The sequence below is a fragment of the Methanolinea sp. genome, assembly GCA_030055515.1.
Taxonomy (GTDB): Archaea; Halobacteriota; Methanomicrobia; order Methanomicrobiales; family Methanospirillaceae; genus Methanolinea_A.
The window spans coordinates 774,039-792,875 of the sequence record JASFYI010000001.1; the positions used below are offsets into that span (position 1 = coordinate 774,039).

Below are 18,837 nucleotides of genomic sequence, written 5' to 3' on the forward strand. Positions count from 1 at the left end.
GTGATCCCGGAAAGGGAATCCCCCAAGAAAGGAGTCACAATCCCCATGTTTGCACTGTCCTTTCAGGCAGGGTGATGGAAGAGTGCGCGTGCATACCCTTTGGAGATACCCGGAACGGAATGGAGAGATTCATATGCTGCGCAGGGATGGATCAAGTGCTACCAGTCTCTCCTTCAAATCGGGCAGGTCTTTCACAACGATATTCCACACTTCCTCAAGATCCACACCCATATAGCGATGAATCAGCAGATCACGGAGCCCTGCGATTCTTCTCCATGGTATTTCCGGATGCGCATCCTTCAGCCGGGGGGAGATATTCTTCACTGCCTCGCCAATCACCTCGAGATTTCTCACCACCGCGTCCTGGACCATGGGTGACGAGGAGAACACCTCGCGACCTCCGCGGGTGTACTCTTCAACTCTCCTGATCCTCTCCAGGATGTGGATCAGATACAGCCGATCGTCTTTCACAGCGCCCTCGCTTCTCCTTTCACCTTCTCCCTGATGTACCAGTGCAGCGATCCCTCGGTCACCACGTCCACGTGACAACCGAGCAATTCTTCGAGGTCCTGAACAAGTGCCACGTGGTCCAACAGGCTCCTGCCAGGTTCGAATTCGACGAGGAGGTCGATATCACTCCCCCCCCTGTCCTCTCCCCGCCCGGCAGACCCAAACAACCGCACGTTCCTTGCGCCATGGAGTGCCGCGAGCTTTAATATGTCATCACGTTTCTTTCTGACCAGTTCCTGGAGGCCTGGCACTGTTCACCACCTCCGAGGGTAACGCGGTGAATAATTATCACTAGTTCCATCCATTTTCCCCATCATAAACCTGTATGATAATCCACCTGATTCACACTCCCCATGGAATTCACGCGCTCAGTATAAAATACGGGCCGGAAACTTCCAAATCAAAAAAATACACAAGAGTGTATCCGAAAAAATTGGTCATCCCTGGGAGTGGATACACATTTTCCGAGGGAATCCTCGCTCCCGGGATCCCCGCGCGGGACCCGGAGGGGAGGACGAACCGAGCAACTGTGAAACCCCGGGACCCCCGATAGCCCCGCGATTCTCTCGTCCTTCCACATTCCGGTTCCCGTCCTCGTCCCCGCCCTCGTCCTCCTGTGGACCGAAATGCCGTTTATTCCATTCCATTTCCGATTCTGCACCCAGGGACATGGTCAGGCCCGGCACTGCGCGGGGGGCCTGTTCCCGCGCCCGTCCCCCTGATTGCGGGAGAGATCGCACGTCTTTCCACAGCCATGGCGCACTCCTCTCCCCGCCAGCCTGCAAAGTCCGGGGTTCCCATTCGCCCGCCTCCGGGGAGGGATGCGCAGGATGTACCGGTGACCGCGATCCGGGGAGACCACACTGTCACCGCGATCCCCCGCTCCCCCGGGCCCGTGTCCTCCCCTGCCCGGAATCCCCGGCGTCGCCGGGAGACCAGGCATTACATGAGTTCTGAGGGCCGTCAATCCTCTTTTCCCGCCCCAGTGATTCATCCCTCCCGTTACACACCTGGATCTCCCGATCGGAAACGCTATTTTTCCGTTTTCACCGAGGGATTGGGCGAAAGGTTTTTATTTGTTGGCTTTGATACATCACCACAGAATACCGGATGTACTCGGGCGGATCGGAAATCCGGGTACCCCGATCGCCTCGATCGCGGAATTCCGCCCCCGGGGACGAGATAATGCAGCCAGACGCGAAAAAGGCAGACACGCCCCACGATCCCGACATTCGTATCGAAGAGGACCCTGTTTCCTCGCTCCTCGCCCACTATTCAATGTTCGAAGAGACCCTCGGCATGAATACCGCGAGGGGCGTCGTCGTTCCCTCCCGCGTGCCCCGACCCGGGCCGATGCGTCGTCTCCCTCTCCACAGGGACTCCCAAGTGGCTCCCTCACACGACGAGACCGGGTCGTCTGGTCTCCCTCACCCCGGGAGGCATTTCCCCCCCCTCGTCGCCGTCATCCCCGCCTACAACGAGGAGCTCACGATCGGGACGGTGGTCCTCGCGGCCCGCCCGCACGTCGACCGCGTGATCGTCGTGGACGACGGGTCGACGGACAGAACGGCACGGATTGCGGAACTCGCGGGGGCCGAGGTCATCAGGAACCCCACCAACCTCGGCAAGGCGCAGGCCCTCATGGCGGGTTTCTCCCGAGCACTCGCGTACTCCCCTTCGGCCGTCGTGATGCTCGACGCCGACGGCCAGCACGACCCCGCCGAGATCCCCTCGCTCGCAAAACCCGTCCTCTCCGGGCGCGCGGACATGGTCATCGGGTCGCGGTTCCTCTCGGGGAACAACAGGATCCCGAAGTACCGCGTCCTCGGGCAGAAGGCGCTCGACATTGCCACGTGGGCGAGGAGCGGGATCCGCTGCACGGATTCCCAGTCGGGGTTCCGCGTCCTCGGGCCGAGGGCGCTTGCCAACCTCGACTTCCACTCCGAGGGCTACAACATCGAGTCCGACATGCTCGCCCACTTCGCGGAGAGGGGGCTCTCCATCGAGGAGGTGCCCATCGGCGTGAACTACTCCGTCGCGAACGGCCACAAGAAGCACGCGCTCGCCCACGGCCTCGACGTGCTCAGTCACATCATCGGGGTCGTCGGGTACCGGAGACCCCTCCTCTTTTTTGGGATCCCAGGAGCTGTTCTCACCCTGCTTGGTGCCGGGCTCTCGGTCTATACCGTCACGGAGCTTTACGCGGGGGGCGTATTCCACTCTGTCCTGTTCATCGGGGGGATCACGTGCCTGATCCTCGGGCTGATGCTGGTGACGACGGGTCTCATCCTGAACAGCCTCGTGCAGGTCGTGAGGGTGGGGAGGGCGTGACGGATATACAAAAATGAGCACCCGCGTCTTTCCATGAACTTTGCTTTTTTTCTCAATACGCCGGCCCAATGCCAGCACTCCGAGAGTATTCGTAGGTGGTATCATGATGCTCCTCCCGGAACTCATGATTAGTATATCTGCCTTCATCACGAACTCGCTCGCCTTCGCCGTGAGAACACAGTTGAAAAAACAATGATTCAGATACTATTCAAAGCATGATCGCGATCGTCCTCGGCACCAGGCCTGAGATCATCAAGATGTCCCCCGTGATCCGCGAGTGCGAACGCAGGGGCATCGATTACTTCATCCTCCATACCGGGCAGCATTACTCCTACGAGATGGACCGGATTTTCTTTGAGGAGCTCGAATTGCCGGAGGCAAAATTCAACCTCGACGTCGGTTCAGGTTCGCATGCAGAGCAGACGGCGAAGATCATGACATGCGTTGAAGAGGCACTCCAAAAAGAACAACCAGATGTTGTACTCGTCCAGGGAGATACCAACACCGTCATGGGTGCTGCACTCGCGGCCGTGAAACTCCACATACATGTTGGCCATGTCGAGGCGGGACTTAGATCCTTCAATCGCACGATGCCAGAGGAGATCAACCGGATCGTTGCCGATCACGTCTCCAATCTCCTTTTCGCCCCCACAAAAAGAGCCGAACAGAACCTCTTACATGAAGGCATATCCGGCGAGAAGATACATATCACAGGGAATACCATCGTCGATGCCGTTCACCAGAACCTCGCAATATCGGAGCATAAGGTAAATCCTTTGGCGCAATTTGGTTTGAAAAAGAAAGAATACTTCCTTGTCACCGCACACAGGGCGGAAAATGTCGACGAGAGAAACAAACTCGCAGGCATTATGGATGGGCTCTCCCTGATACGCGAGGCGTACAACATACCCATCATCTATCCTGTCCACCCCCGCACCAGAAAGATGCTCTTAAATTACGGGATATCTCCTGATGGCATCACCATGATCGAACCTCTCGGCTATCTCGAATTCCTCCAGCTGGCGAAACATGCAAAATTAATACTGACCGACTCGGGAGGGGTGCAGGAGGAGGCCTGTATCCTCGGCGTCCCCTGCGTTACCCTGCGTGAGAACACCGAAAGGCAGGAGACCCTCGAGGTGGGGAGCAATATGCTTGTCGGGACTGATCCTTACATGATTCAAGGCGGAGTCGCAAGGATGCTCGAAATCAAAGGTGACTGGAAGAACCCATTCGGGGACGGAAAGGCGGGTGAGAGAATCATCGAGATCATTCGAAATGGTCCGTTTTCCTAGGGAAAAGGAGTCGATTTTAATGATCACTAAAAAAGTGCTAGTTACTGGTGGCGCAGGATTCATCGGAACGAATCTGATCAAAGAACTCGAATCGAGGGGGCACGAGGTAATCGCCTGCGATATTTTCCATACACACAGGGAGAATTACATCCGGGCAGATGTCAGGAACTACCGTCAGCTGGAGCGGATCTTTGAATCCCACAGCTTCGATTATGTGTATCACCTAGCTGCCGAGTACGGCAGATGGAACGGTGAGGATTACTACGAGAATCTCTGGCAGACGAATGTCATCGGCACGAAACACATGCTCCGTTTGCAGGAGAAACACAAATTCCGTATGATCTTCTTTTCCAGCGCGGAGGTATACGGTGACTACGACGGCATCATGACAGAGGATGTCATGGAGAAGAACGCCATCCGCGACACCTATCAGATGAATGACTACGCGATCACAAAATGGGCGGGTGAGCTGATGTGCATGAACTCGTCCAAGATGTTCGGCACAGAGACGGTCAGGGTCAGACCTGTCAATTGTTATGGGCCGCACGAGCACTACAATCCTTACAGGGGATTCATACCGAAATTCATCTACCATGCACTTTTCAACAAACCCTATACGGTGTACAGGGGCCACAGGCGCATCATCGATTACGTGGAGGACTCCTGCCGGACATGGGCGAATATCCTCGACAATTTCATCCCGGGAGAGGTCTATAACGTGGCAGGGAGGCCAGAATGGGAGAGGGACATCAAGGAATATTCGGATCTCGTGCTTTCTGCAGTTGGCCGTGACGATTCATTGGTCACTTATCAAGATGCTGAACCATTTACCACAAAGGTGAAGACCATCGATTGTTCAAAGGCGATACGTGATTTAAAGCATGATCCAAAGGTTCCCCCGGAAGAAGGCATCCGGAGAACCGTCGAATGGATGAAGAGACATTACGGGATGGATGATTGATGAATCCAGAATACGAAGAATACGAGGGCAGCACTATACTTGTCACAGGGGGAGCTGGTGCGATCGGCGGAAATCTCTGTCGAAGATTGTCCGAATTGAATGCGAGGAAAGTCATCATACTCGACAACCTCACCTCTTCCTACGAGTGGAATATTCCGAGAGCGCCGAACATCATTTTTATCAAGGGAGACATTCTCGACGAAGAATCTCTGAAGCGCGTCTTCAAGGAGAGACCCCAATACGTCTTCCATCTCGCGGCGCATTTCGCAAATCAGAATTCGGTCGACAACCCCGAGACGGATCTGATGGTGAATGGTCTGGGAATTCTGAAAGTACTTCAGTACTCCCAGCTTGTAGGTGTGAAGCGGTTCGTCTATTCCTCCTCCGGCTGTGGTGTCTACGGTCTGGACTCGAAGATGCCGTTTGAAGAGCACGATGTCTCCATACGCCTTCACACGCCCTATCAGGTCACGAAACTGCTCGGCGAACTTTACACCAATTACTTCTACAACCTCTACCACCTGCCGATCGTGAATGCACGGTTCTTCAACTCCTATGGTCCAGGGGAGGTGCCCGGGAAGTACCGCAATGTCATACCCAATTTCTTCTACTGGGCGATGAGAGGGGAGCCTCTTCCCATCACAGGCGATGGAACAGAGACGAGAGACTGGACCTACGTGGGCGATATCGTCGAAGGGCTGCTCGCAATGGGAGTGAGAGAAGAAGCGGTGGGCGAGGCGATCAATCTGGGTTCAGGGACAGAGCACCGGGTCATCGATATGGCAAATATCATCCTGAAGCTCACCGGCAGCGAAGCGGGCATTGTCTACAAAGAGAGGCGCGACTGGGACAAAAAAACGCATCTCCTCTCCTGCATCGCGAAGGGACAACGATTGATCGGATACCAGCCAAAAATGAAATTCGAGGATGGTCTGAAGGAGACATACGACTGGTTCGTGAAGAACTGGGAGAATATCGAGAAGAGCGCGGAATTCTGAATATAGTATGAAGATTCTCGTCGTTCAGGAATCGAATTGGATCGCGAAAGGCCCTCACCAGAGCCATCACCTGATGGAACGCCTTGTACAGAGAGGTCATGAGGTTCGCGTGATAGATTTCGATATCCTGTGGCGCAGAAATAACGACAGGCATCTCATCTCCGAGCGCAAGGAGATGACAGCAACTCCGAAGGTCATTCCCGGTGCAGAGATCAGGGTTATAAGGCCGGGGATCATCCAGTTGCCTGTTCTCGAATATCTGTCCCTACTCTACACGCACAGAAAGGAGATCATCCGTCAGATCGAGGAATTCAGGCCCGATGTCGTCGTGGGATTCGGTATCCTCAATGCCTGTCTCGCAATCAGGCAATGCAGAAAGTATCACATACCTTTCGTTTACTATATCATCGACGAACTGTTCCGTCTGGTTCCCCAGAAATGGCTTCAGAGTTTTGCGAAATATGTGGAACAGATGAACTACAGGGATTCGGATCTCGTTCTCTCCATCAACGAGGCCCTCAGGGAATACACCGTCGTTATGGGAGCCGCTCCCGAGAAGACATGTGTCATCCGTGCAGGCATAGATCTCAATTGGTTCAGCAAGGCAGATCGAGAAAAGAAAAGAAAAGAACTCGGCATCGCTCCAGATGACATCGTTCTCTTCTTCATGGGATGGTTGTACGAATTCTCCGGCCTGAAGGAAGTCGCACAAGCAATGATGCAGAACCATGACGAGAGTTATCACCTCAAACTTCTCATAGTGGGAGAAGGTGAACTGAAAGAGGAATTACTGAGGTTGAAGAATTCTGCAAATATCTCCGAAAAGATCATACTCGTCGGATGGCAACCCTACACGCAGATACCAGATTTCCTCTCTGCAGCTGACATCTGTATCCTTCCAGCGCGTAATAACGAGATCATGCGAAATATCGTTCCCATCAAGATGTATGAATACATGGCAGCAGGGAGACCGGTGATTGCCACGAAATTACCGGGGATCATGAAGGAATTTGGGGAGGGGAATGGGGTTCTCTACGTCAGAAATGCGGAAGATATAATTCAAAAGGCAGTTGCGATATCAAAAGAGGGGGGATTAATGCGCCTGGGTTCGGCAGCCAGAAAACATGTTTCACAGAACGAATGGAATGTTATTACTTACGAGTTTGAAAAAACACTCATGGGAGCGATCCATGCAAACTGAATATCGGGCATTCATCACAAAAACATCTGAAATACGAAAAGATATCGAAGATGCACTGGCATTTATACAATGGAAAAACATCATTAAAAACGATGATATCGTATTTGTCAAACCCAATTTCACCTTCCCTTTTTACAAGGAAGGGATTACAACAAATCCCGAACTTCTCCGCCATCTTCTTGGTTTATTGAAGGACCATGCAGCCAGGGTGATTGTCGGGGAATCGGACGGGGGGAACCATTCATTTTCTGCGGATCAGGCCTTTGAAGGCCATAATATGCCGGAAATCTGCAAGGAGACTGGTGCCGAACTCGTCAATCTTTCCAGACATCCTTCGAGATTCATCGAAGATACCATCCAGGGAAAGAAGGTCAAAGTACAGGTACCAAATCTTATCGTCGATAGCATAGATTCCTTCATTTCTGTCCCTGTTCTCAAAGTGCATGCGATGACAACAGTCACTTTGAGTATGAAGAATCTGTGGGGATGTTACCCCGATACGATGCGCTGTCTCCATCACAAGCACCTGAGTAGAAAACTGACCTTATTGACCAAGATTCTTCAACCTAAAATCGCTCTTATAGATGGTTTGTATTCTCTCGATGGACATGGCCCCATGTATGGTGATGCGAAAAAAACAGATCTTCTCATTGTTGCAAATAATCCCGTAATAGCAGATACACTTGGTTCAGAGATCATGGGATTCCCCGTTGCGAATATTGAACATATTATGATTGCGGAAAAAGAGGGTCTGGGAACTACGAATCTCAACAATGTTCAATTAAACGATGATTGGAAAAAATATTCTATGCAATTTTCTGTTCGGAGAACTATTGTCGATAATCTTTCCTGGCTTCTCTTCAATAGTGAAATCATGGCAAAGCTGGTGATGGATTCTCCATTGAAACCAGTCATTTATGGAGTAGGGTCATTATTGAGAAATGAGGATGAACAAAGTATAAATAAAATATTAAAACAAAAAAAATGAAATATATTATTAAGGTGTTTTCATGAAGATTATTATTACTATCAATACTCCTGCCCAATTACATTTTTTAAAAAATCTTATTCTTATTTTAAATAAACATGGATCTGATATCTCTTTATTATTAAGAGATTATGGAGAAACATTAATACTTGCCGATGAAATGAATTTAAAATACCAAACTTTTTTAATCAATAAAAGAACAAAAATTCAAAAATTGTTTTCATATTCAGAAGGAATGTATAATTTATTGAGATTTTACAAAAAAATTCACCCAGATTTAATTATTGGCTCATTATTTTATAATGCTATTCCTGCACGCATAATAAGAAAACCGTTAGTTACATTTTTAGATTCGACACGATTAGATAAATTTTCATTTTTTATTAATTTTGGAATTTTAATTCATTTTGCTGATACTATTGTTACTCCAAATACAATTGAATGTTTTTTAGGGCAAAATCACATAGAATTAAATAGTTATAAAGAATTTGCATATCTTCATCCAAACTATTATAAGCCAGATAAAAAGATAAAAGAACTCTTAAATCTTGATAATAATGAAGAATATATTCTGCTCCGCTTCAACGCATTTGACGCCGTCCACGATCTCAGGATCGCTGGCTTTTCTGACGAGGACAAGATCCGCCTTGTCCACGAACTCGAAAAGTACGCGCGGGTATACATATCATCCGAGGCCGGAGTCCCGGAACAAATAAAAGACAGAGTTTTGAAAATCCCGAAGAGCAGGATTCATGATGTGATTTATCATGCGAAATTACTCGTCGCAGACACGGGAACCATGGTAACTGAAGCCGCATGCCTGGGAACTCCTGCGATTATGTTTCATCCTAAAGTAAAAAAAATGGGAAATTTTATAGAACTTGAAAGAAAATATGAATTAATATTTGGATATGAAAGAGATTCAAATTTAGTATTTGAGAAAGCGATTGACCTCCTCCAGCGACCCAACCTGAAGCAGGAATGGCAGCAGAAGAGGGAGAAGCTGCTGAAGGATAAAATTGACATCACAGCGTTCATGGTATGGTTCGTCGAGAACTACCCGGAGAGCTTCAGGATGATGAAGGAGAATCCGGGGATACAGGAGAGATTTAAATTTAAAAATATATATTAATTAATAATTACATGAAAAACATGAAATTATTGATCATTTCTCCCCATTATAAATATTTTATAAAAGGCCAAGTAGATGTTCTTTCTCCTTATTTTTCACAAATAAATGTTGCAATAAGATACAATCCATTAACAGAATTATCACAATTTATTCCATTCAAAGGAAAATCACAATATTTTAAAAAATATTCCAAAAAAAATCTTATAGATGATACCAATTTAGCAGATAATATAAAAATTCAATTATTACCAATGATATATTTTGTTCCAGATGGAACTAATAAAAGGATTGGCGATAAACTCTATAAAAATTTGGTGAAATGGATTGAAAAAGAAGAATCAGATTTTGATTTGATTCATGCACATTTCACATGGCCATGTGGATATGCTGCAGCGCATTTAAATAAAAAATTAAAAATTCCAACCATTATCACCGCTCATGGTTACGATATTTATTCTCTTCCATTTCGAGACGATGAATGGAGAGATAAAATTGAATTTACTTTGAATAATGCGGACCATATTATAACCGTTAGTAATCATAACGTCGATTTTATTAAAAAATTAAATATATTTAAGCCAGTAACGGTAATTCCTAATGGATATGATGAAGAATTATTTTCCTTTAAAAATCGAGAAGAGATTAAAATAGCTCTCAATCTTCCAGAAAATAAAGTAATTATTTTATCAATAGGCAATTTGGAAGAGATTAAGGGGCATAAATATCTTATTGAAGCAATAAATATAGTTAAAAAAATAAAAAAAGACATATTATGCATTATCATTGGAGCAGGTAAATTACAACGATCAGTGATTCAACAGATTCGTTCCCTTGAGTTGGAAAATAATATAATATTGATGAGTCCCAAACCCCACCAAGAAATCCCCCTCTGGATGAACGCCGCCGACCTCTTCGTCCTCCCCAGCCTGAGCGAGGGCAACCCGACGGTGATGTTCGAGGCCCTCGGCTGTGGCCTGCCCTTCGTGGGCACCCGCGTGGGGGGCGTGCCGGAGATCATCACTTCCGAAGATTACGGCCTGCTCGTCGAGCCTGGTAACGCTGAAGACCTTGCTGAAAAGATATTGATCGCCCTCGACAAGGAATGGGACAGGGAGAAGATCAGGAAATACGCGGAGCAGTTCACGTGGGAGAACATTGCGAAGCAGATCGTGGAGGTATATAAGCAGGTATTGAGATGAATCGATGATGAAAGTTGCTATCATCACCAATTACTGAAAGAACATTGATGGAGGAGGCGTTAAGAACTATGTCATAAATCTCGTTGAAGCATTGAGAGAGAATAATATAGATGTGAGATACTATTTCGTGAAGAAGAGGACTTTAAACAATAAAAGCGCCTATAATAAAATATGCAATGTAGTTCACGTAGCGAAAATCAAGAGGCAGATAATCAATATTTATTAAGATGAAACTATAATTCGACTAAAAATGGAATCAATTAATTATGATAATAAAATCGAAAAAATAATTTTAATATTCTTTTCAAATTTATTGACTATCGCAATAATTTTAGCATTCCTCTTTCCTGCAAAAAATTACGAGATTTCTATCTATGAGAATCTTCCCTTTTTTTCCTTATTTATTTTTATTATTGTTCCAATATTAATTACAATTATTTTGATATATTTAATTTTCAATAAAAATATTCCATTTATACTATTTTGCAGTTTTCTCTTCTTATTGGTTTTAAATCGTTTGATTGTACAATGGTTACCATTTATTCGAGGATATTATACTATTACAGGTGATCATATCTCTCAAATCGGTATTTGTAAAGATATTATTCAATATGGATTTTTTGGCAAAGATAATTTTTATCCTATTACCCATATTTTATTGAGCATCACTAATTTAATTTCGGATATATCAATAATAGACCTTGGAAACTATTCAACGGGCATAATATCAGGATTATTTTTATTGTGGATTTACATCTTATCGAAAAAAATTACAAATGACAAAAAAATTCAATATTTATGCTTGATTTTTGCATCAATAACATTTTTCAGTAGATATGAATTATATTTAATGCCTAATGGATGGAGTATATTTTTTATTCCATATATTTTATATTTATTTTATATATATTTTATAGAAAAACAAAAAAATTTCAAAATTCCCTTTTTATTATCCTTACTGATTATTCCATATTTTCATCCCCTTACGGCATTATATTTAATTATTTTATTTATTTTAATCGGAATAATCCTCATTTTAATTGATTATATTTTAAACAAATATGATTTTTCAATAATATTAAATGATTTTCCAAAAACACCAATTATTGTTCTTTCAATATCTTTTTTTTCATGGATTTTATCATTTAATGTTTTTTATGATAATATCCGCAGTTTTATCAATGCATTATCGGGTGGAGATATTCCTACTTTTTTTGACAGAGTGAATATAGGTATATCAAAACTGAATTTAGATATTTTCGATTTTATTTTGTTTTTAATAAGAGAAGTTGGCCAAACATTCATTTATATTATCCTATCATTAATTTCATTTTGTATTTTAATTAAATCAAAAGATTATTTTAAATCATATAAATTTTTATTTATTCTTTTTATTATTAGTGGATTTACAATTTTTCTATATTTTTCTACGGTATTCAATTTATTACCTGGATTATCTACAATTGCGGGACAGAGATTAATTGCATATATGTCAATATTCATGCCAATATTTGTTGGATATGGATTTTTAAATATTAGCAATAATATTTTTGATAAATTTATCAAAATTGGATTTATAATTTTAATTTTAAGTAGTTCAATATTAAGTATCCTTTCATTTCATCCATCGCCTCATGTTCTGACTCCAGGAGCTCATGTAACAAAAAAAGAAATTGATACAGCTGAATGGATTTTTATTAAAAAAGATAATAATGTATCAATTTTCTCCATCTTATATCCAATTAAACGGCTATCACATATTATTTTCGGATACGAGACTGGAAAAAAATTAAATCCTGATTTTCATCAAATACCTGATCATTTTAACTTATCAGAATTAAAGACGGACTTGTATTTTTCCCAATCCAAAGGATATTTATTAATCAGTTCTATCGATTATCAAACATATACAACTGTTTGGGCACCAGTAAATCGTTTTAAAAAAGAGGATTTTGCAAAGTTATATTTAAATCCATTAATAAATAAAATTTATTTTAATGGAGAAAGCAATATGGTTTATTTAATGAGATATGGAAAAACAAATATCATTGATTAGGATAGTTTTTGCGTTTTATCCATTAAAAGGAGGGTCAATTACCCATGTCATTGAAGAATCTAAACATACCAATCAATATCTTAAAAAACAAATTATTATCGCTCCCAATTTTGGTGATCATTGCAAAAATTTTGATAAAGCATTTCAAATACCCATTTATAGAATCAATTATCCAAAATTTACTATTCTTCAAATGTTAAAATTTCCTGTAGTACCTTTAATTTTATTTGGGTATGCATTAAATATTTTAAAATTTTTAAAAATAAATGAAAAAGTTAATACTATATTAATTGTGCATGGAACTTTATTAGGTGCAATAATTGTTATTTTAATAAAATTATTTAATATCAATATGCCAATCATAATAATACAAGATAGTGGAAATATTTTTAATATTTCAAAAAGAAGTGCACTCGCAGGTCATTTAGCATTTTTATTTTTTAAATTTAAAAAACCTGATTGTTTAATTATTATTGATGATGGAAATAAAACATCTGAATATGTGAAAAAATGTATAAATAATAAAATAAATTATTCAGTTTTAAACCATGCTATTGATACAACATTTTTCTCTCCAAAATTAAAAAATAAGGATAATGAAAAATTCATTATTTTATCAACTCAAAGATTAGATAAATTCAAAAGAGTTGATTTGGGAATTTTAGCCTTCAAAAAATTTGTTGAATTGGAGAAATATCCAACAAATGTAAAATTAATTATTGTCGGTGATGGTACCGAAAAGAAAATGCTTGAAAAAATGGTAATTGATAATAATTTACAAAATTTGGTAGAATTCCATGGCTCTAAAACAATAAATGAAATGGTGGATTATTTAAATAATGCTGATATAGTAATTGGTACTTCATTAATTAGCAATTTAAATCTATCAATTCAAGAGGCCATGGCATGCGAAAAACCTGTTATAGTATTTGATGCAGGTGAAATAAATAAATTAATAAAAAATTTCAATAATGGGATCTTCGTAGAGTCAAATAATATTGATGAGTTTGCAATTATGATAAATAAATTATTTAAAAATCCGAGTTTGAGAGAGCAAATCGGTCAGAATGCAAGGAAAACAATTTTATATGAAAGAAATTGGGAAAAACGAATACAAAAGGAACTTGAAATTTTCAATGACATTTTGAAGAAATATTATAATACTTAATTCTTACCACAATCCCCCCCGCCAGCACCGCATAAGTCGCCAGCCAGGCATAGCCGATGCCAATCACCCCCATGTGAAGCGTCAGCATGTACCCCAGCCCCAGCAGGAGTGTGCACCTGACGAGATTGAGCATTACAATGGTGCCGACTCTAAGCCTGATGTTCTGGAGCGGTATGAAGAGGTTGTAGATCGCGACGAAGAGGGCAGAGATCGCGATGAGCCGCAGGAGGTCGAAGGCAGCGAGGTAGGCTGATCCAAAGAGGCCGAGCAGCAGATCTCCAAATAATACTATGATGAGGATCGCGGGTATGAGCACCGCATAGGTGGCCGCGAGCGTGTGCATCGCCGCTTTTTTCAGGTTCACCCCATGGCTCCCCTCCACGAAGAAGGAGGTGGTCATCGCGTCCGGCACGATCAGCACCAGGTTCCCGATGGTGAAGGCGATGTAGTAGAGGGCCGCTTCCTCGGCACCAAGGAGGTTCAGGATCAGGATGGGGAAGACGAGCGTGGGTATGGAGGCGAGGAAGGAGGCGAGGTAATTGAGCGAGGAGAAGCGGAATGTATCCCTCAGATACTCGGTGGAGATTTTGCATGTGATGACGAAATGGCGGCGGATGAAGAAAGTAGAGATGAGGATCACCGCGAGGTAGGCAGCCCCGACGGAAGAGAAGATCCCGAAGGAGCCGAGGAAGGCGAATGGGAAGAGCAGCAGAATCCTCAGACCCATGAAGAGGTGGAGCACCCACCTGAGATCTGCCCGCCTGATCGCGAGGAGTGCGTTCTCCGCGATGTTCTCGAAGGAGTTCGCCAGGGCGAAGAGGAGGAAGAGAAGGAGATAATCGCGGAGCAGAAAGAGTTCTGGAGTGATGACGGGGACGAGGAGGAGATAGAGGATAGCGATAATCAGCGTCGCGACCAGCGTGATCCAGAGGGTGGTACTAAGAGCACGGCTTTTTTCCTTCGAGGGCAAAAAGCGCACCAGCGCGGTGTCGAAGCCGAGGCGGGAGAGGGTGATCACGAGCGTGAGAGATGAAATGAGCGCCGTCGCCACGCCCACGTCGCCCTGCGAGTAGAGCCTTGCGGCAAAGGTCCAAAAGAGGAAGCCGAAGCCCACGTCGGTGATACGGCCGAGGGCGATGAAGAGGGAGTTCCGGTAGAGCGGGTTCCTCAGCTGCTCCCTCAGCTCGCTGGTGCTCCTCAGGATCGGGAGGTCCATCTGGATAAAGTTCTCGCAGGTAAAGGATGAGGTTTTTCGATCGGTATTTGGGTGAGCGGAACGATGATGTATCGGAGCCCGCACGGATAATGTTCAGCAAAAGCAATATTCCCTTTTAAAAGATATATGAACACAGGATGCCCATGCTCGTCAAATTCGAAGTGTATTCTGATGGCAGGTTCTGGTGCGGTCGTGGGATTGATGTCGATATCTTCACGCAGGGCAAAACACTCGACGAGCTGATGGCGCATATCCGGGAGGCGGTTGAACTTCATTTCGAGGAATATCTGACCCGGGGAGAGTCCATCCGGATACTGACGATCTCGGAATGCGAGGTTGAACCCTTTGCACGGGCTGCCAGTTGTTAGTGGAAAAGACTCCTGAAGGTCCTTTCCCAGATTGGATTACAGGGTGGTTCGCCAGCGGGGCAGCCATGTGCGACTCAAATGCACAACACCTGCGGGTAAATATGCGATCACCATTCCCCTTCATGAAGAGATTGCTCCGGGCACGCTCAGCGATATCATATCCAGAGTCGCTCTCTGGAAAGGCATACCAAAGGAAGAGATCATCAGGATGTTACGATAGAGCAGACATCTCCATCATCAAACCATTACCATGCGGATTGCCCTGCGATGGAGTACCGGGCAGACACCGGTGCCTGTGATGCTCCCAAGGACGATTAAGAAGAATTTCCTACAGAGCGGGTTCCTCAGCTGCTCCTCAGCCCGCCTCTGCTCCTCGGGATCGGGAGGTCCATCTGGAAAACCCTGCACTTGTCCAGCACAGCGAGGAGCTGCAGGAGAGGAGGATCGTCTTTGTAGAGATGCCGGAGCACGAGGATGACGCATATGTGGCTGCGCTCGATACAATCGCGGGAGAAATTAACCTTTACGGAATAAAACCAGAAAGGAAAAAGAATTCTACAGCAGGGTCAGTACCGATAAAAAGTCTCGACATCGATGCCTGCCTGTTTCAGGATCGCTTTCAGGGTTCCCCGGTCTATTTCTGGATGAACTGGCACGACGATGGTCCGAGTCTCATCAGGACTCTTCAAAACGACATGGCTTCCCTTCTGGTGATCGATTGTGAAACCCAGTCTTGTGAGTTGCCGTAATCACCCTCCTTGCCGGCAACAGGGGAATTTTTGTCATCCTGCGCTTATACTACGACCGTGACCTTTCTGATCGCCACCCCCTGCTGGTCTGGAATCGCCTTGCGGCGTTTTGCCAGTGACTCGATATACGCTTCAATCGCTTCTTTTGCATTTTTTTCTGCTTCCTCGATGGTTTTACCCTGGGTGATGCACCCGGGAAGCGCAGGGACGGTCACCACGAACCAGCCATCTTCACCCGGCTCTATAATCACGCTGTAGGTCTTTTCCATGTCCACCACCCGATGATCCCTTTCCTGAAGATGATTATTTCGACAATTGAATAATGGTTTGCTCGATATTTAGCGGTATCTCTCTGAAGGACTCATTCACCTGAGCAAAGGCGCGGGAGTATTGCTCTGTTAACCCTTTGCCTCTGAATCATGCAGAGGTTCTTCCTCCGCCAGAGTGCGAGGTTTACTGTTGATTACTGCTCTGAGTGAAGATAAATGCCATTCCGGGTTTGTCCATCACCAGTGTTCTAACCGGCAGAATTCACAAACCCCTCTGCCACCTCGAACGCTGCGAGGATGCGGGACTGGGCTCGAGATCTTCCAGAAGGGGTTGCTCCTCGATACAGGACTTCCAGTTCATAATTCTGTCCCCCGGAAAAGGATATGATGAGCGATGATACTCATTGCAAGAGCATCCCTGCGTTGTTTCATCTCCTCCCAATGGTAACAGGGCACTACCATCACATGCACTTCGTGTCCCCCGCATGCTTCGATCTCAGCAAAGAGGCCGAAATCGACATCGTTCTCATCGCCGAGCACAGGATATCGATATCGCTCCTTTCATCATAGGAACCACGCGCGATGCTGCCATATGCGGCCAGGGATATCGCATTCTCTGCAATACGCGTGATGCCTGCCTCGCGGAGAAGAAGCGCCATGTAGACGCGTTTCAATTCCTTCACGATTGTATCATCATTATTCAATGAGAGGAGATGGGAAGTTCCTACTCTGCTTACGCTGAGAATCCCGTCCGTCACGAAGATATCCACATATCTTTTCACACTTCCAGGCGATACCTCCAGTTCCCGGGCGAGCTCGTTGATGTTGGGTTTCGAACTGGGATGACCGGGGACATCCCGGCAGTCTGTTTCCCACGAACTTCTCAAATGCCTCCCTGATGCAGCCGCACACAAAGTTTCACCCCCTCTTCTGGAAGTCTGCCGTCTGATTGTACTCGTGGATATACACCGGCATTGCATCAGCGAACGTCCCTGTCCTCTCTGGAGTCCCTTCCACCAGGGGGAGTTGTGCAGCCGCTCCTCAGCCCGCCTCTGCTCCTCGGGATCAGGAGTTTCGTCGGAACACTGTGCTCGCGAGAGATGAGGTTATTCGATGGCCATGTAGAGCAGGGGGTGGATCACAGAAGTACATAGAGAGATGGAGAGGGACGGTGCTGCCCGGTCTTTCCCGCCGAGAGTATTCACGGTGCTGAAAACGGGCACGGCAGGGTGATGCGGCTGGAGGCGGAATCACCTGATCGCGGGCATTCCGGGGCGGGAAACCGACAGATAAAGAGTCGTGGCGGCGAATTCCTGAACCTTGGGGATCAGGCTGCCACCGTCGGGTTCACGCCGTGGAGTAAAAACTGTATGCATCCTCCGAGGCGATTCACACAAGTCTCTTACCCACCTTCCCTTCGTCTTCTCGGAGAGCACCCTGTCCATCGTGAACAGTGGCGCTCCGCTCCTCCGGGATGCAGCCAGGTAGAGGGCGTCATAAACCGTCAGTCGCTCGGAGAGGGCGATCCTGAATGCATCCTCGAGCAGGTATGCCGCGCTCATCACCTCGCAGGCGATTCCGATGAAGTCCATACAACCGTGCAGCGCCCGAAAGGCGACCTCCTCCTGCTCGCCGGAGGTGATGACATTCTTCCATACGACGTTCGCCACCTCTGCGAAGGCCAGATCGAGGGTGATCAGCTTCTCCGGAGGGAAGGACCACCACTGCATCGATGCACGATTGTAAGTTGGGTCTCATTCAGGAAGGAGAGGCAATCCATCTGGTGAGGAGGTAATTCAGGCTGAAGCCTCAGACTACTATTGATTAGACAACGCACTGGAGCACGAACGGTCATTTATTTTCAAAAAGGAATAGGGGGGCATAGATTGATAATGCATGTTCAAGCTCTGGTCGAGCGACCCTTTGCTGTGATGAAGAGGTATTAATGCAGCTCTGTGCTAGAGTGAATGCGGAGCGGCTGTTCTCATGTATTGCGTTCAATCTGCAGCAGATCTTGTTCATCGAGAGAGCACCCTCATAGGAGGGGCTCTTGAAGGCATATTAGTATCAAGGGATTTTAGGAAATGACAGAATAGATTAGCCGATAATCGGTGAATCCGACAATAAAGTAAATGTTCATAGAAGGGGGAGGGATAATAACTCTTTTATGATAAATTTTATCAAAACCTCTTTTTAGATAACAATTGATTGACAGGTTTCAAAAATTTATAATATAAATTTTCAAGAGACTTTGTTATATAATTAGTCTTAACCCCCTCCCCAAATCACCATTCAGCCAACCGTTGTAATTGAATCTTATCTCCAAATCCCAGAGAAATTACGAGTCCGAGTAAAAGTACATTCAGGCAGACCGTCTTTTTCACAGATCGCGTCGT

At 45.5% G+C, this 18,837-nt stretch carries 18 protein-coding genes; 12 read left to right on the forward strand and 6 right to left on the reverse strand.

Features of this window, described 5'->3' with window-relative positions:
• Positions 1–129: 129 nt before the first annotated feature.
• Both QFX32_04170 and QFX32_04175 read right to left on the reverse strand, forming a co-directional pair.
• Positions 130–471: a DUF86 domain-containing protein gene (locus QFX32_04170; GenBank protein MDI9633235.1), complete on the reverse strand. Its 342-nt coding sequence runs from the start codon at positions 469–471 to the stop codon at positions 130–132.
• Entirely contained in the window at positions 468–761 is a 294-nt protein-coding gene (locus tag QFX32_04175; GenBank protein ID MDI9633236.1) for a nucleotidyltransferase family protein, read from the reverse strand. Before QFX32_04175 ends, QFX32_04170 begins: the two co-directional genes overlap by 4 nt.
• Positions 762–1,695: 934 nt before the next feature.
• Here QFX32_04175 and QFX32_04180 point away from each other — a divergent pair.
• The 10 genes from QFX32_04180 (at position 1,696) to QFX32_04225 (ending at position 13,839) form a co-directional block, all read left to right on the forward strand.
• A complete protein-coding gene (locus QFX32_04180; protein MDI9633237.1) occupies positions 1,696–2,841 on the forward strand; it encodes a glycosyltransferase family 2 protein in 1,146 nt (381 codons plus the stop codon).
• Between the two features lie 215 nt (positions 2,842–3,056).
• Entirely contained in the window at positions 3,057–4,136 is a 1,080-nt protein-coding gene (wecB, locus tag QFX32_04185; protein ID MDI9633238.1) for a UDP-N-acetylglucosamine 2-epimerase (non-hydrolyzing), read from the forward strand.
• A 19-nt stretch (positions 4,137–4,155) separates the two neighbouring features.
• Positions 4,156–5,097, forward strand: a complete 942-nt coding sequence (locus QFX32_04190) for an NAD(P)-dependent oxidoreductase (GenBank protein MDI9633239.1) — start codon at positions 4,156–4,158, stop codon at positions 5,095–5,097.
• Positions 5,097–6,095 carry an NAD-dependent epimerase/dehydratase family protein gene (locus QFX32_04195; protein ID MDI9633240.1) on the forward strand — a complete coding sequence of 333 codons (999 nt, stop codon included), beginning with the start codon at positions 5,097–5,099 and terminating at the stop codon, positions 6,093–6,095. The genes QFX32_04190 and QFX32_04195 overlap by 1 nt, the downstream gene beginning before the upstream one ends.
• A gap of 7 nt (positions 6,096–6,102) precedes the next feature.
• Entirely contained in the window at positions 6,103–7,296 is a 1,194-nt protein-coding gene (locus QFX32_04200) for a glycosyltransferase family 4 protein (protein ID MDI9633241.1), read from the forward strand.
• Complete coding sequence (locus tag QFX32_04205) at positions 7,286–8,284, forward strand: DUF362 domain-containing protein (GenBank protein MDI9633242.1); 999 nt, start codon at positions 7,286–7,288, stop codon at positions 8,282–8,284. Before QFX32_04200 ends, QFX32_04205 begins: the two co-directional genes overlap by 11 nt.
• 22 nt (positions 8,285–8,306) lie before the next feature.
• Positions 8,307–9,416, forward strand: a complete 1,110-nt coding sequence (locus QFX32_04210; protein ID MDI9633243.1) for a DUF354 domain-containing protein — start codon at positions 8,307–8,309, stop codon at positions 9,414–9,416.
• 11 nt (positions 9,417–9,427) lie between these two features.
• Positions 9,428–10,615 carry a glycosyltransferase gene (locus QFX32_04215; protein ID MDI9633244.1) on the forward strand — a complete coding sequence of 396 codons (1,188 nt, stop codon included), beginning with the start codon at positions 9,428–9,430 and terminating at the stop codon, positions 10,613–10,615.
• Positions 10,616–10,865: 250 nt separating this feature from the next.
• Positions 10,866–12,671, forward strand: a complete 1,806-nt coding sequence (locus tag QFX32_04220) for a hypothetical protein (protein ID MDI9633245.1) — start codon at positions 10,866–10,868, stop codon at positions 12,669–12,671.
• On the forward strand, positions 12,646–13,839 hold the full coding sequence (locus QFX32_04225) for a glycosyltransferase family 4 protein (GenBank protein ID MDI9633246.1): 1,194 nt from the start codon (positions 12,646–12,648) through the stop codon (positions 13,837–13,839). Before QFX32_04220 ends, QFX32_04225 begins: the two co-directional genes overlap by 26 nt.
• On the opposite strand, the gene QFX32_04230 is transcribed toward QFX32_04225, so the two are convergent.
• Positions 13,805–15,055 (reverse strand): oligosaccharide flippase family protein, encoded by a 1,251-nt coding sequence (locus tag QFX32_04230; GenBank protein MDI9633247.1) that lies wholly within the window; start codon positions 15,053–15,055, stop codon positions 13,805–13,807. The two genes, QFX32_04225 and QFX32_04230, sit on opposite strands and share 35 nt — an antisense overlap.
• Before the next feature lie 137 nt (positions 15,056–15,192).
• On the opposite strand from QFX32_04230, the gene QFX32_04235 reads away from it, so the two are divergent.
• Positions 15,193–15,423 (forward strand): type II toxin-antitoxin system HicB family antitoxin, encoded by a 231-nt coding sequence (locus tag QFX32_04235; protein MDI9633248.1) that lies wholly within the window; start codon positions 15,193–15,195, stop codon positions 15,421–15,423.
• Between the two features lie 31 nt (positions 15,424–15,454).
• On the forward strand, positions 15,455–15,643 hold the full coding sequence (locus QFX32_04240; GenBank protein ID MDI9633249.1) for a type II toxin-antitoxin system HicA family toxin: 189 nt from the start codon (positions 15,455–15,457) through the stop codon (positions 15,641–15,643).
• Between the two features lie 573 nt (positions 15,644–16,216).
• On the opposite strand, the gene QFX32_04245 is transcribed toward QFX32_04240, so the two are convergent.
• The 3 genes from QFX32_04245 to QFX32_04255 form a co-directional block, all read right to left on the reverse strand.
• A complete protein-coding gene (locus QFX32_04245) occupies positions 16,217–16,441 on the reverse strand; it encodes a type II toxin-antitoxin system HicB family antitoxin (protein ID MDI9633250.1) in 225 nt (74 codons plus the stop codon).
• Positions 16,442–16,902: 461 nt separating this feature from the next.
• Positions 16,903–17,328: a nucleotidyltransferase domain-containing protein gene (locus QFX32_04250; GenBank protein MDI9633251.1), complete on the reverse strand. Its 426-nt coding sequence runs from the start codon at positions 17,326–17,328 to the stop codon at positions 16,903–16,905.
• 363 nt (positions 17,329–17,691) lie between these two features.
• A complete protein-coding gene (locus QFX32_04255) occupies positions 17,692–18,171 on the reverse strand; it encodes a type II toxin-antitoxin system VapC family toxin (GenBank protein MDI9633252.1) in 480 nt (159 codons plus the stop codon).
• Positions 18,172–18,837 lie beyond the last annotated feature (666 nt).

Excerpts from the sequence above, each read along its gene's own strand:
- QFX32_04230 (MDI9633247.1), bottom strand. The coding sequence starts at position 15,055 with ATGGACCTCCCGATCCTGAGGAGCACCAGCGAGCTGAGGGAGCAGCTG.
- QFX32_04220 (MDI9633245.1), top strand. The coding sequence starts at position 10,866 with ATGGAATCAATTAATTATGATAATAAAATCGAAAAAATAATTTTAATA.
- QFX32_04190 (MDI9633239.1), top strand. The coding sequence starts at position 4,156 with ATGATCACTAAAAAAGTGCTAGTTACTGGTGGCGCAGGATTCATCGGA.
- QFX32_04180 (MDI9633237.1), top strand. The coding sequence starts at position 1,696 with ATGCAGCCAGACGCGAAAAAGGCAGACACGCCCCACGATCCCGACATT.
- QFX32_04215 (MDI9633244.1), top strand. The coding sequence starts at position 9,428 with ATGAAAAACATGAAATTATTGATCATTTCTCCCCATTATAAATATTTT.
- QFX32_04200 (MDI9633241.1), top strand. The coding sequence starts at position 6,103 with ATGAAGATTCTCGTCGTTCAGGAATCGAATTGGATCGCGAAAGGCCCT.
- QFX32_04225 (MDI9633246.1), top strand. The coding sequence starts at position 12,646 with ATGGAAAAACAAATATCATTGATTAGGATAGTTTTTGCGTTTTATCCA.
- QFX32_04255 (MDI9633252.1), bottom strand. The coding sequence starts at position 18,171 with ATGCAGTGGTGGTCCTTCCCTCCGGAGAAGCTGATCACCCTCGATCTG.
- QFX32_04195 (MDI9633240.1), top strand. The coding sequence starts at position 5,097 with ATGAATCCAGAATACGAAGAATACGAGGGCAGCACTATACTTGTCACA.
- QFX32_04210 (MDI9633243.1), top strand. The coding sequence starts at position 8,307 with ATGAAGATTATTATTACTATCAATACTCCTGCCCAATTACATTTTTTA.
- QFX32_04205 (MDI9633242.1), top strand. The coding sequence starts at position 7,286 with ATGCAAACTGAATATCGGGCATTCATCACAAAAACATCTGAAATACGA.
- wecB (MDI9633238.1), top strand. The coding sequence starts at position 3,057 with ATGATCGCGATCGTCCTCGGCACCAGGCCTGAGATCATCAAGATGTCC.
- QFX32_04245 (MDI9633250.1), bottom strand. The coding sequence starts at position 16,441 with ATGGAAAAGACCTACAGCGTGATTATAGAGCCGGGTGAAGATGGCTGG.
- QFX32_04235 (MDI9633248.1), top strand. The coding sequence starts at position 15,193 with ATGCCCATGCTCGTCAAATTCGAAGTGTATTCTGATGGCAGGTTCTGG.